Source organism: Collinsella aerofaciens ATCC 25986 (assembly GCF_964237925.1).
Lineage (GTDB): Bacteria > Actinomycetota > Coriobacteriia > Coriobacteriales > Coriobacteriaceae > Collinsella > Collinsella aerofaciens_BJ.
In genome coordinates this window covers 106,707-119,102 of sequence record NZ_CAXSKI010000002.1, presented here as the reverse complement: position 1 = coordinate 119,102, position 12,396 = coordinate 106,707, and the positions used below count along the sequence as shown (strand labels likewise).

The following is a 12,396-nucleotide window of genomic DNA, read 5'->3' as shown; positions in this document are numbered from 1 at the left end:
GTAAACTATAGTTTACGTTTTGCCGAATACACAGGAGTTTTCTATGTCGGGTTCTTCGGTCCGCATGTACCGAGCCACGCTTCGCACAAACAGCGCGCCGCCCAAGCTCGTCGTCGTTGAAGCTGAATGCCTTTCGCCCGATGAGTGCACAGCATTTGCATTGCTATCAAGTCGCGTCGCCACCGTTCTGGCCCCTTGCCCGGCGCAAGGTGAACTTGCCATTCAATGCCAAACGCACAGCTGCTTGCTCAATCAGGCTGCCGTAATCGCAACCAGCCAACGCGGCCTGCCGCTCCTTCTAGAAGCCGGCATCGCACTCGCCCTTCGTGGCGCCGGATACGAAAACGAGGCCGCCGCCGACGTGGTCTTTCAACCACGATCGAGCGGCGGCCTCGCAGCAGCCATCGAATATGCTTGCAGGCTCGTTGCCTAAAGGCGCATGCTAAAAGCCCAGGCCAAAGCCCGTTCCGGTAATCGCCGAGTACATAAAGTAAACGTTGATCACGTTGAGGAACACACCCGTGATGCAACCGTTACGCAGGTAACGCTCGCACACGATGCGCGCCATGGCGGCGGAGTCATCATTGTTCTTTGCCTGGCGTCCTGCCGTAAAGTACGTCGCCACGCTCAGCAGCAGGTTGAGCACCGGCAGTGCCAGCAACTCATAGCTCTTGCCCCAGCGCGTCGCCTCGCCGGCGGCATTAAACTTCGTTGCCACCTCGGGGCCAATGTTGGGGATAACACACGCCGCTACCACCAGCGGAAGCACTGCAAGCACCAGCAGCGCGATGCCCATGTAGCCGGCTTTTTTGCCATATTTAAACATGCGCGTCGTCCTTACACGTTAAAGCGGAAGTGCACGACGTCGCCATCGGCCATGACATAGTCCTTGCCCTCAATACGCAGCTTGCCGGCGGCCTTGGCGCCCTGCTCGCCGCCGAGCTCGATGTAGTCGTCATAGCCAATGACCTCGGCCTTAATAAAGCCGCGCTCAAAGTCGGTGTGGATGACACCGGCGGCCTGCGGGGCGGTCGCGCCCTGACGAACCGTCCAGGCCTTGACCTCCATCTCGCCGGCCGTAAAGAACGACTGCAGGCCGAGCAGCTTGTAGGCAGCCTGAGCGAGCACGTCCAGGCCGGGCTGCTCCAAGCCCAGGCTCTCCAGGTAGTCGGCGGCGTCCTCGGGATCGAGCTCGGAAAGCTCGGCCTCGATCTTGGCGCAGATAGGCAGCGGCTTGACGCCGTCGATGGGGGCCAGATCGTCGTTGAGCATATCCTCGTCCACGTTGGCCACATACAGGATGGGCTTCATGGTGAGCAGGAACAGGCCCTTGGCGGCGGCACGCTCCTCATCGGTCATCTCCATGGACGCGGCGCGCTTGCCTTCGTTGAGCCAGGCAAGCAGGCGCTTGGCCACCTCGAACTTGGGCATGAGCTCCTTGTCGCGCTTGGCCTCCTTCTCGAGCTTGGGCAGCTGCTTCTCGAGCGTGCCCATGTCGGCCAGGATAAGCTCGGTCATGATGGTATCGGCGTCACCGGCGGGGTCGACGAACTCGCCCGTGCGGCCCACCTCACGCATGACGTTGGGGTCCTTAAAGTAGCGCACGACCTCGCAGATAGCGTCGGTCTCTCGAATGTTGGCCAAGAACTGGTTGCCCAGGCCCTCGCCCTCGTTGGCACCCTTCACCAGGCCAGCGATATCGACGAACTCGACCGTAGCCGGCACAATGCGGCCGGGGTTGACGATGTCGGCGAGCTTTTGCAGGCGGCTATCGGGCACATCGACGATGCCCACATTGGGGTCGATCGTGGCAAACGGGTAGTTGGCGGCAAGGCCGGTCTTTTTGGTAAGCGCGGTGAACAGCGTCGACTTGCCCACGTTGGGCAGGCCCACGATACCGATGGAAAGGGACACGACAGCTCCTTTTGGTACAGGTACTTCAAACCGTATAAGTATAGCGCCGCCGCAGCATCCGGGCGAATCCGGACACCGCGGCGGCGCAAATGAAGCAGAGATGCGTGAGGGTTCGAGACAGTAGTCCTTACTTAAGCTCAGGCCAGAAATCCTTGTTGGCCTCGATGAGCTCGTCCAGGATCTGCTTAGCAACGCTCGCCGAAGGAATGGTCTTGGAGAGCGTGAGTGCCTGCCAGAGCTTCTGGTAGCTGCCCTCGACCCAAGCCTGGACAACGAGCTTCTCAACGGAAACCTGCTGCTCCATCAGGCCCTTCTGGAACTGCGGAATCGGGCCCTGGCAGATCTTCTCAAAGCCGTTGGAACCGACGATGCAAGGCACCTCGACCATGGCCGTCGGGTCGAAGTTGGGCACAGCGCCATCGTTGGGGACGATCAGCAGGAAGCGCTCGAGCGTGTTCTCGGCCAGTGCGCAGGCAAGGTCGACGATGTAGTTGGCATGTACATCCGGCTCAAAGCCGCCGTCCTTGGCAGTACCCTTGGCGATGATGTCGCGGCAAGCGCCAAAGACCTTCTTCTCGCGGCCGTCCATAACCTCATTGGCGCGAGTGTAGTTGGGGTCAGACGTCTCGACGACATAGTCCGGGTACAGGTAGTACTTGAGGTAGGTGTTGGGAATCGTCTCGGGATCGACAGCATAGACATCCTTGGCCTTGCCGAAGGTGTGAATCCAGCTCTCCTCGACATGCTGCTCCTTACCGGCCTCGTGCTCGATGCCGTCCAGGTAGCCGTTCTTAGCCATGTGCTCCTTAATCTGCGGCATGAGGTCGTTGCCATCCTTGTCGTAGATTTTGCTCCACCAACCAAAGTGGTTGAGGCCGTAGTAGCTATACTGCAGCTCGCGACGATCCTTGATGCCGCACATACGGCTCATCTTATCCATGAGGTCGATCGGCATGTCGCAGATGTTGATGATGCGGCTGTTGGGGCGCAGCACGCGGCAGGCCTCGGCGACGATGGCCGCGGGGTTGGAGTAGTTGAGCATCCAGGCGTTGGGGCTGTACTTCTCCATGTAGTCGAGGATCTCGATGACGCCACCGATGGAGCGCATGCCGTAGGCGATACCGCCGGCACCGCAGGTCTCTTGGCCAACGCAGCCGTACTTGAGAGGAATCTTCTCGTCGAGCTCACGCATGGCGTACAGGCCGACGCGGATGTGAGCAAGGACGAAATCGGTCCCGGTGAATGCGGTCTCGGGGTCGGTGGTGTAGCTAAACTCAACCTCGGGGGCGTTCTCGTGGAAGTAGATCTCGCAGGCCTTGGCCACGGTCTCCTGGCGCTCGGCGTTGTTATCGTAGAAGGTCACCTTGTTGACCGGAAAGCGGTCGCGCTCCTCAAGCAGCATCAGAGCGATGCCCGGGGTGAAGGTAGAGCCACCGCCGGCAATGGTCACGGCATAGTTTTTCTTGGACATGATGTCCTCCTCATTCTGGCCGCTTGCTCAATCCATCCCCGTACGCGGCCTGCACGGTTTGGAATTGTTACCTAGAAGTGGAGTTTTTTATCTCTAGAATCGGCCTTGCGGTGCATACCGGCTCTGCAAGGCCGATTGTTTCGATGGACGATGGTTTACAGAAGAGTCTCGAACTTCAGAAGACTCTCGAACTTCTCGCGAACCTGCGGGACGCTAAGGCCGACGATGACCTGGATTGACTGACCTTGGACCACCAAGCCATGCGTACCGATCGCCTTGAAGGAAGCCTCGGGTGCAACGACGCTCTTGTCCTTGACGTTAACGCGCAGACGGGTAGCGCAGTTCGTTACATCGATGATGTTATCCGTGCCACCGAGCAGATCGAGGATGTTCTCGGCAAGCACCAAGCGCTCATCATCTTTACTCTGGGCGGCCGATTTGCCAGCAGCACCGCCCTGCTTTTGCTTGTAGTCGGCCTTGGACTTGAGCTCGACCTCAACATCGTCATCCTCGCGACCGGGGGTCTTAAAGTCGAACTTGACGATCAGGAAACGGAAGACCACAACCCAAAGAGCGGTAAAGCACAGACCGACAAGGATGGAGATGGCGTACTGCAGACCGTGTGCGGCCCAAAGGGGCAGCCAGTCCCACGAGAGCATCGAGATGATGCCGCCGTCGAAGATACCCACGACGCCAAGGAGGTTTTGAGCCATGCAGCCAAGCGCTCCGAGCACGCAGTGGACGACGAACAGGCCGGGCGCGATGAACAGGAAGGTGAAGTCAAGCGGCTCGGTAATACCGCAAAGCATAGCGGTAAGGGTGACGGGAATGAGCAGAGCCTTGACGCGCTGCTTGCGCTCGGGTTTGGCGGTCATATAAAACGCAATGGCGACGCCAAGCGAGCCGAAGACCTTAGTCCAACCAGGGCAGGTATAGGCAGCCCAGGGTGCGGCATCCTTAAGAGCAATGCTCGGATCGGCAGCCAGTTGGGGAAGGATGTTGGCCCAAGCAGCAAAGATGCCGCCGTTGACCGCCGCGTTGTCGTAATAGAACGGCGTATAGATAAAGTGGTGCAGGCCTGTAGGGATCAGCACGCGCTCGAAGAAAGCAAAGACACCCACGCCAAACGTACCGGCGGAAAGGATGAATCCCTGGAAGGCAGAGATAGCAGCCTGAACATGCGGCCACACCAGGCAGGCGATAAGAGCGACCGGAACCATAACGAAGAAACCGATCATATAGATGAACACGGAACCCGAGAACACGCCCAGCCACTCAGGAAGTTCGGTGTCGAAGAACTTGTTATGCAGCATCGTGGCGATACCAGAGATAATGAGCGCGCCCATGATGCCCATGTCAAGCGTTTTGATGCTTGCGATAGTGGCAAGACCAGTACCGCTGCCCGCCTCGACAGAATAGTCGACACCAAAGACAGGGCCCCACTGCCCCAAGATTGTGCTTACAAAGTAGTTGAAGGTAAGGTAGATGGCCAAAGCCTCCATGCAGCAGCGAGCGTTCTGCTTGTTCGCGAGCGAGATTGGCAACGCTACGCAAAACAGCAACGGCATCTGGTTAAAGAGCGTCCAACCACCCTGGAGCAGCACATTCCAGCAATCAAACCAAAGATGGCCCGCAGTGGCCATCTCGCCAAAGATCGCCTCGGTGGTAAACAACGTACCCAGGCCGACGACGATTCCGGAAAATGCGAAAAGAATTGCAGGCGTGTACATTGCACCGCCGAAACGTTGTATCTTTTGCATCATGACGGGGAATCCCCCTCTCTTCATTCGGAGCGCTGCGGTTTTGGCTTCACTCGAGACCGCAGACGCGCCGTTTGCGTGTACCTCGTGCAATAGGACGGGTGGGCCCGCTTCCCTGACTTCTTGCACTTACGTTTTATCACATCACTTATCTATACAAGTTAGCATTAATACTACGGTCGGTAAACGGTTGATTATTGGCCGTAAACGGTATATGTCCAGTATTTCGCCTGCTAAATCTGGCATAGCTGATGGCTGCATTTTAAATTTCTTTTCTACTTGTCTAGATGTGCTTGTCTATATCTATAGACATGCCTATACTTCATTACAACATCCACCGCCACGTTAAGGAGTCACCATGAAAAGCGCGGTCTTCTATGGAAAGCACGACCTCAGAGTCGAGGAATCGGCAAAGCCGGCCGTGGGCAGGCGCGACGTTCTGATCAACGTCAAAGCTTGCGGCGTCTGCGGTACCGACGTTCATATCTATGAAGGCGACAAGGGTGCAGCCGACGTTACCCCGCCCACGATCCTTGGTCATGAGTTTGCGGGCGTTGTCGAGGCCGTGGGCAGCGACGTCGCTGGCTTTAAACCGGGCGATCGCGTGTGCATCGACCCAAACCATCCCTGCGGCTGCTGCGAACCCTGCCGCGACGGAATCAACCACTACTGCGAGCATATGACCGGTTACGGCACCACTGTTAACGGCGGCTTTGCCGAGTACTGCTCCGTCGATATGCAGCAAGTCTACAAGTTGGGCGATCACACCAACTTTGAGCAGGGTGCTATGACCGAGCCCGTCGCCTGCTGCCTGCACGGCATCGATATGTGCAACATCAAGCCCGGCAGCACAGTTGTCGTTATCGGCGGTGGCATGATCGGTCTGCTCATGATGCAGCTTGCTAAAAACGCCGGCGCCACCAAGGTTGTCTTGCTCGAGCCCGTCGAAGGCAAGCGCGAGGTTGCGCTCAAACTCGGCGCCGACCTGGCAATTGATTCCATCCACGAGGACGTCCCGGCCCGCCTGAAGCAGGAGGGCGTCGGCAACGTCGATGTCGTTATCGAGTGTGTTGGCAAGCCCGTCACCATCGAGCAGGCCATCCAGATCGCCGGCCACAAGGCTACGGTCATGATGTTCGGCCTCACCAAGCCCGATGAGACAATCACCGTCAAGCCCTTCGAGGTCTTCCAGAAGGAGCTTGTGCTTACCTCGTCCTACATCAACCCTTATACGCAGCGTCGCGCGCTCGAGCTCATCGACTCTGGCAGGCTCGACGTATCCTCGATGGTCGCCAAGGTGGCTTCCCTCGACGAACTCGGCGCCATCCTGTCAGACCCAGCTCTGCGTGCCATGGGTAAATATATAATCGACCCCAGCAAGTAAATCGATCGGCACCTGCGCGAGCGGTCCTCATCCACCGCTCGCGCACTCAGCTCTAGGAGACCGTCATGGCGCGAGCCATCTTCCAAACTATTTACGACAACGTGAAGCAGTCGATTGACGACGGCACATACGCCTATCAGAGTTATCTGCCTTCGGAGACTGAGCTCACGCAGCTGTTTGACTGTTCGCGCATGACGGTCCGTCGCGCCATCTCGATGCTTGCGGCAGATGGTTACGTGCTCCCCCAGCAAGGCAAAGGCATGCGCGTCATTCGCAACATCAGTGACGAGAAGAGTCGTGGTGGCGGCGGACTCGAGACCTTTAAGGAAATCGCGGTCAACCGAGGCTTTGAGCTCAAGACTGTCACCACCGTCTTTGAGCTCCTCATCTGCAGCAAGGCGCTCTCCAAGATTACTGGGTTTCCCGAAGGCTGTGAGCTCACACGCGCCAAACGCATCCGTTATGCAGACGGACAAGCCGTGTGCTCCGACGACTCCTATTACCTAAGCTCACAGGTACCGGGGCTGACACCCGAGATTGTCAACGACTCGATCTATCGTTACCTCGAAGAAGATCTTGGCATTAAGATTGCCACGGGCAAACGCGATGTAACGATTGAGCATCCCACGCCCGAGGATGCACGCGTGCTCGATCTCGACGACTTTAACGCACTCGCCGTTGTACGCGGGCAGACCTACAACGCCGACGGTATCCTTATGGAATACACCGAGACAAAGCAGGTTCCCAGCTTCTTTTTACTCCACGAAACGGTCACCCGCCGCAATAACGGCAGCGAGACCCATCAGAGCAGTATGAGCTAACCATCTATTAGTTGCGGTGGAATAGTTCCTAGAATGGCCAGCTTAAGGGCAAAACAGGAACTATTCCACCGCAACTTTTTTGGCCGGCGGGGCAGTACCTGTCCCACCGGCCATCATTTACGCTCTTTTAACTAGTCCGCGAGCTTTTCCACCTGGTCGAGCATCTTGTCCAGCTTGGCCTTTGCCTCGGCCTTGACCTTCTCAGCTTCTTCGTGAGCCTTCGCCTTCTGGGCGGCCTTTTCCTCGGCTTCGGGATCGACGACGACCAGATTGGACGCGTCGTGTTCAACAAGCTTGAGCGCATGCTCGGGACAAACCTTGACACAGGCGCCGCAGCCTAAACAATACGTAGACTCCAACGCAAAGCGGCCGCTTCCCACCAAATCGCAGGCGAACGTGGGGCACACGTTGACGCACTCGCCGCACGACGTGCACTTGTCAAAATCGCACTCCGGCGTGCTCACCTGTATGTTCTGGGCAAGCTCGGGATGGTTTTGCAGCGTCGAGAGTACCAGTTGGCGCCCGTGCGTGAGCGAACGGCGACGCTTGGTCGTCGTAGTGCCGCACATGGTGTTGAGCGTGCGCTCCAGCTGGGTAATCTGATGGCGATGGGCCTTGAGCTTTTGCGTCACCGAGGCCAGCGCCGCCGTCGCCGGGTTGAGCTTGGTCACCGTCAGGCCCGTGGTGCGGGCAATCTTTTCCATGTACTCCTTGCGCTCGTACTCGCGGCGCTTATGGCACTTGAGGCTCTTGGGGTCGACCTCCAGGCCCATGCCCGTGCCAGTCCACTCTTCGGCCTTCGCAATCGCCTCGCCCAGAATGTCCTCACCGCCGGTGTTGCGGCATTTATCGCACACACCCAACGGCAGGTACACACTCACGTTGGGATAGTCGGCCAGTACCGAGAACCAGGTCTCGGCAGTAATATCGCCCACGCAGGCAACGACGACCTCGTTCTCACGCGGCATGCGCTTGAGGGCGCGCGTGCAGGTGACGTAGGCGGTCTCGTGGCTCGTAGCAGCAGAGACGATATCGTCATACAGGTTTTTGGGCGCCAGGCGCGGCGAGATGATCGCCTCGGTCGGACAGGCAGCGGCGCACAGGCCGCACTTGCGACAGGAGTCGAGGATCTCGATGGAGTCTTCCTCGACCTCGATAGCGTTGACCGGGCACACGTCCATGCACGCGGTGCAGCCGCTCTTTTCGTTTTTGCAGGTCAGGCATGGAATGGTGTTGCCGCGCGGACGCTCCTTGTAGTCGGCAGGATTCCACTGCGGCGCCGACGGATCGAGTGCATTGGTCACGCCGCCAAGCGGATTTTTAAGAAAGTCGAAACCCTTGCTGATCTCGATAATGTCATCAAACAGATCGTGTTCCTGCGCCATGCGCGGCCCCTCCCTGAGCAGTGCAAACAAGCAAGAGATAATGATACGCCATCGGTCCACGCCTCGGGCAAATTACACGCGGCGCATCTTTGCGGCAAATAGCCCATGGCCTATCGCCGCCCCGATTGCACAAGGTCAATCAAGTGCCAAGCTATGCCTCGCACATGAACTGCACGAGCTTTAGTTTGGTCACCTTGGCCTGTTCGTTAGCCATATTGCGCTCGTTTCTAAAGACCGCATCTGCAACACCCTGCAAATCGGCATCGGAAATCTCGCTGCACGGACCGTCCATCGATGCCGCCGTGGGGCATACGCACAACGGCAACTCGGCATAAAACGCAACGGCCTTGGCGATATCGAGCATTTTGCCGCCGCCAATACCCACTACCATGTCGCAATACTCGGCCTGGGCTTCCTTAGCCATTTCGACAACGGCGTCTTCCGTACACGGACCGTCATAAATCTTAAAGAACGGCTCACTTAGGTCTTCGTCCAGAAATCCATCGACGATCTGCTTGCACAGCCGATCCTCGGTGCCCTGGTCAAACAAGACATAGGCAGCGCAGCCCAACCATGACAAATACCTGCCCTGGCGCGAAAGCTCCCCCGGCCCCTGAACATACCGGCCGGGACCGCCGTAAACCATAGGAAGCGCCATACGAGAATCCACCCTTCATCAAACAACGATTGGTGCAAAGTAACCTGGCCCCTTTGCACCAACTTGGTGCGAAGGGGCCAGGTTAGTTTGCACCATAGCAAAAAGGGGCAAAGCCATCTGTTGGCTTTGCCCCTTCCTTAGCTTGATTTACTCATCCATGAGATAGTAGTGGCCCAGCGCGTCGGCACCCAGGATGGCGTTTGCGACCATCTCGGGCGTCACCTCAAAGGGCATGTTGCACATGGTGTCATCGGGTGCGCAGGCGGCCTCGGCAACAATCATGGCCTGCTCGCGCGTAAGCTCGGCAACGCCAAGTTCCTTCATCGTGACCGGCAGGCCAAGCTCAATGCAGAAGCCCAAGACTTCCTCGAGCTTCTCGGTCGGGGCATCCTCGAGTACCAGCTGGACGATAGTGCCAAAGGCGACCTTCTCGCCGTGATACATGCCGTGGCACTCGGGCAGCATCGTCAGGCCATTGTGGATGGCATGAGCAGCGGCAAGGCCCGAGCTCTCAAAGCCAATGCCCGAAAGCAGCGTATTGGCCTCGATGATGTGCTCGACGGCAGGCGTGAGCGCACCCTTCTCCAGCGCAACCTTGGCCTTGACGCCATCGGCCATGAGCGTCTCATAGCAGAGCTTGGCGAGCGCCAGGCCGGCCATTCCGCCCTTGCCGCCGGCGCAGGTGCCGCCGTCGGCATCGTGCGTCGCCTGAGCCTCGAAATAGGTTGCGAGCGCATCGCCCATACCGGAAACCGTCAGGCGCACCGGGCTCGCCGCGATAACCGTCGTATCCATCAGGACAATGTTGGGGTTTGCCTTAAGGAAGAGGTACTTGTCGAACTGGCCGTCATCGGTGTAAAGCACCGAAAGTGCCGAGCACGGTGCATCGGTCGAGGCAATGGTGGGGCAAATGATAACCGGGGACTCCAGGTAATAGGCGACGGCCTTCGCGGTGTCGAGGATCTTGCCGCCACCGACGCCGACGATGATGTCGCAACCGTTGTCGCGAGCGAGCGCAACCAGGCGATCGACCTCGCCCTTGGAGCACTCGCCGTTAAAGTCCTCAAACAGCAGCTCGGCCTTGGTCTCGGCAAAGCCGCCCTCGATCTTGGCACCGACGCGCTTCTTGCCCGAAGGCGTCACGATGACGAGGGCCTTAGCGCCGAGCGGCTCGACATAGGAGCCGAGCTTGGCGAGCTCGTCCGGACCCTGGATGTACTTGCTGGGGCTATTGAAAATTGCAGCCATAACTATCCCATTCTCTAAAAAAGAAAGGGGCTCCGTACGGATACGTGCGGAGCCCCTCGTTACGATAACAAGAGTCGATTAGAAATCGATGTCGGTGTCGTAGTAGCAGGCCTTGAGGATCTTCTCGAAGTCGGCAGCCTTGGTCTCACGCGGGTTCTCGGGCGTGCAGGCGTCCTGCTCGGCGTTCGCGGCGATCTCGGGCAGCTTGGCGAGGAACTCCTCCTCGGAAACCATCTGCGGGTTCTCGGCGTCGACCTTCACGCCACCATTCGCGTAATCCTTGATGGACTGCGGAATGTTGAGCTGGTCGTTGAGGTCGCGGATCTTCTGGACGAGCGCAGCGATGAGCTCCTCGTTGGTCTCGCCGGGAAGGTGCAGGATCTCCTTGGCCACGTAAGCGTAACGCTCGGCAGCACGGGGATCCTTGGAGTTCCACTGGATGACCTTGCCCAGGTACATGGCGTTAGCGGCACCGTGGATGATGTGGCCGTTCTCGAAGGCAGCACCGGTCTTGTGAGCCATGGAGTGAACGATGCCGAGCAGGCCCGAGGAGAAGGCGATACCGGCGATGCACTGAGCCTCGTGCATGTGCTGACGGGCCTCATGGTCGCCAGCATAGGACTTGGGCAGCCACTCGACGATCTCGCGGATGCCGTGCAGAGCGTTGGCGTCGGTGAACATAGAGGCGCAGGTGGAAACGTAGGCCTCCATGCAGTGGGTCAGAGCATCCATGCCGGTGTGAGCGCACAGCTTGGCGGGCATGGTGTAGGTGAGCTCGGGGTCGACGATGGCGACATCAGGGGTGATGTTGAAGTCGGCCAGCGGGTACTTGATGCCCTTGGCGTAGTCGGTAATGACGGAGAACGCGGTGACCTCGGTAGCGGTGCCGGAGGTAGAGGAGATGGCGCAGAAATGAGCCTTCTGACGCAGCTCAGGGAAGCTGAACGGCTGGATGATGTTGTCGAAGGACTCCTCGGGATACTCGTAGAAGACCCACATGGCCTTAGCGGCATCGATGGGCGAGCCGCCACCGATGGCGATAATCCAGTCGGGCTCGAACTCGCGCATGGCCTCGGCGCCCTTCATGACCGTCTCGATGGACGGGTCGGACTCGACGCCCTCGAACAGCTTGACCTCGAAGCCGCCTTCCTTAAGGTCGTTCTCGACGTCCTGCAGGAACCCGCCGCGGCGCATAGAGCTGCCGCCAGAAACGATGATGGCCTTCTTGCCCTTGAGGTTCTTCACCTCATGGCGAGCGCCCTCACCAAAGTACAGATCGCGAGGATTGGTAAAACGTCCCATACTGTGCCTCCTAAACAAGCCCCTCTTAGACTTGCGTATATAACGGAGCACCCAATTGGCTCCGTTAGGACCGGTTTGCGCGTTGCCGGCGATGACAATGCGCGATGTCTAAACGTCTCAACGCTCAGACAAACACTATTTTACCGTTCTGGTTGGTCAGTTATTCACCTAAAGCCGCCAATGATGAAACGTTTTTTCTATCCCTGAAGACCCTTGTGCGGCATTCATACTCCCAAGCTGGGCAAACGTTTTATCAAGGTTGACTACATATCCCGGGCAGGACTGTGCCCCTCCAAAATATGCACCGTTCGCCGCCAAAAATCGACCGTTTGCGGCACCGTGATACCACTCGGCCGTCCATGGTGCCGACATTTGTGCGACATCCGACTTCGTGGTGCAAAGGTGCAAGTCCAAGTGCGGCACCCCCGGTGTGCCACATGCGGGTAAACTAGA

Annotated in this window: 11 protein-coding genes; 3 read left to right on the top strand and 8 right to left on the bottom strand. The window is 58.3% G+C overall.

Features of this window, described 5'->3' with window-relative positions; genetic code table 11:
• Positions 1 to 43 precede the first annotated feature (43 nt).
• Positions 44 to 433: a hypothetical protein gene (locus ACESWY_RS01630; RefSeq protein WP_373092538.1), complete on the top strand. Its 390-nt coding sequence runs from the start codon at positions 44 to 46 to the stop codon at positions 431 to 433.
• Between the two features lie 9 nt (positions 434 to 442).
• Here ACESWY_RS01630 and ACESWY_RS01625 read toward each other — a convergent pair whose 3' ends face one another.
• The 4 genes from ACESWY_RS01625 to ACESWY_RS01610 form a co-directional block, all read right to left on the bottom strand.
• Positions 443 to 826, bottom strand: a complete 384-nt coding sequence (locus tag ACESWY_RS01625) for a DUF1648 domain-containing protein (RefSeq protein ID WP_373092536.1) — start codon at positions 824 to 826, stop codon at positions 443 to 445.
• Between the two features lie 11 nt (positions 827 to 837).
• Positions 838 to 1,914 (bottom strand): redox-regulated ATPase YchF, encoded by a 1,077-nt coding sequence (gene ychF / locus ACESWY_RS01620; RefSeq protein ID WP_035136922.1) that lies wholly within the window; start codon positions 1,912 to 1,914, stop codon positions 838 to 840.
• Positions 1,915 to 2,041: 127 nt separating this feature from the next.
• Positions 2,042 to 3,385 (bottom strand): 6-phospho-alpha-glucosidase, encoded by a 1,344-nt coding sequence (locus ACESWY_RS01615; RefSeq protein ID WP_117848085.1) that lies wholly within the window; start codon positions 3,383 to 3,385, stop codon positions 2,042 to 2,044.
• 155 nt (positions 3,386 to 3,540) lie between these two features.
• The gene (locus ACESWY_RS01610; RefSeq protein WP_373092632.1) at positions 3,541 to 5,145 is read right to left on the bottom strand and encodes an alpha-glucoside-specific PTS transporter subunit IIBC; all 1,605 of its coding nucleotides are present in this window, start codon (positions 5,143 to 5,145) and stop codon (positions 3,541 to 3,543) included.
• A 358-nt stretch (positions 5,146 to 5,503) separates the two neighbouring features.
• Here ACESWY_RS01610 and ACESWY_RS01605 point away from each other — a divergent pair, with 358 nt between their 5' ends.
• Both ACESWY_RS01605 and ACESWY_RS01600 read left to right on the top strand, forming a co-directional pair.
• Entirely contained in the window at positions 5,504 to 6,529 is a 1,026-nt protein-coding gene (locus tag ACESWY_RS01605; protein ID WP_373092533.1) for a zinc-dependent alcohol dehydrogenase family protein, read from the top strand.
• Between the two features lie 65 nt (positions 6,530 to 6,594).
• Positions 6,595 to 7,350: a GntR family transcriptional regulator gene (locus ACESWY_RS01600; RefSeq protein WP_347478148.1), complete on the top strand. Its 756-nt coding sequence runs from the start codon at positions 6,595 to 6,597 to the stop codon at positions 7,348 to 7,350.
• A gap of 131 nt (positions 7,351 to 7,481) precedes the next feature.
• Here the strand turns inward: ACESWY_RS01600 and ACESWY_RS01595 are convergent, their stop codons facing one another.
• The 4 genes from ACESWY_RS01595 to ACESWY_RS01580 all read right to left on the bottom strand — a co-directional run bounded on the left by ACESWY_RS01595 (position 7,482) and on the right by ACESWY_RS01580 (position 11,943).
• Positions 7,482 to 8,735 (bottom strand): 4Fe-4S binding protein, encoded by a 1,254-nt coding sequence (locus ACESWY_RS01595; protein WP_347478147.1) that lies wholly within the window; start codon positions 8,733 to 8,735, stop codon positions 7,482 to 7,484.
• Positions 8,736 to 8,886: 151 nt separating this feature from the next.
• The gene (locus ACESWY_RS01590; protein WP_373092530.1) at positions 8,887 to 9,393 is read right to left on the bottom strand and encodes an iron-containing alcohol dehydrogenase; all 507 of its coding nucleotides are present in this window, start codon (positions 9,391 to 9,393) and stop codon (positions 8,887 to 8,889) included.
• Positions 9,394 to 9,540: 147 nt separating this feature from the next.
• Positions 9,541 to 10,641: a glycerol dehydrogenase gene (locus ACESWY_RS01585; RefSeq protein ID WP_373092528.1), complete on the bottom strand. Its 1,101-nt coding sequence runs from the start codon at positions 10,639 to 10,641 to the stop codon at positions 9,541 to 9,543.
• 78 nt (positions 10,642 to 10,719) lie between these two features.
• Positions 10,720 to 11,943 carry an iron-containing alcohol dehydrogenase gene (locus ACESWY_RS01580; RefSeq protein ID WP_006234677.1) on the bottom strand — a complete coding sequence of 408 codons (1,224 nt, stop codon included), beginning with the start codon at positions 11,941 to 11,943 and terminating at the stop codon, positions 10,720 to 10,722.
• Positions 11,944 to 12,396 lie beyond the last annotated feature (453 nt).

What these genes read in the sequence shown, in the direction of transcription:
- ACESWY_RS01610 (WP_373092632.1), bottom strand. Translation starts at nt 5,145, where the DNA reads ATGCAAAAGATACAACGTTTCGGCGGTGCAATGTACACGCCTGCAATT.
- ACESWY_RS01625 (WP_373092536.1), bottom strand. Translation starts at nt 826, where the DNA reads ATGTTTAAATATGGCAAAAAAGCCGGCTACATGGGCATCGCGCTGCTG.
- ACESWY_RS01605 (WP_373092533.1), top strand. Translation starts at nt 5,504, where the DNA reads ATGAAAAGCGCGGTCTTCTATGGAAAGCACGACCTCAGAGTCGAGGAA.
- ACESWY_RS01595 (WP_347478147.1), bottom strand. Translation starts at nt 8,735, where the DNA reads ATGGCGCAGGAACACGATCTGTTTGATGACATTATCGAGATCAGCAAG.
- ACESWY_RS01590 (WP_373092530.1), bottom strand. Translation starts at nt 9,393, where the DNA reads ATGGCGCTTCCTATGGTTTACGGCGGTCCCGGCCGGTATGTTCAGGGG.
- ACESWY_RS01600 (WP_347478148.1), top strand. Translation starts at nt 6,595, where the DNA reads ATGGCGCGAGCCATCTTCCAAACTATTTACGACAACGTGAAGCAGTCG.
- ACESWY_RS01580 (WP_006234677.1), bottom strand. Translation starts at nt 11,943, where the DNA reads ATGGGACGTTTTACCAATCCTCGCGATCTGTACTTTGGTGAGGGCGCT.
- ACESWY_RS01615 (WP_117848085.1), bottom strand. Translation starts at nt 3,385, where the DNA reads ATGTCCAAGAAAAACTATGCCGTGACCATTGCCGGCGGTGGCTCTACC.
- ACESWY_RS01630 (WP_373092538.1), top strand. Translation starts at nt 44, where the DNA reads ATGTCGGGTTCTTCGGTCCGCATGTACCGAGCCACGCTTCGCACAAAC.
- ACESWY_RS01585 (WP_373092528.1), bottom strand. Translation starts at nt 10,641, where the DNA reads ATGGCTGCAATTTTCAATAGCCCCAGCAAGTACATCCAGGGTCCGGAC.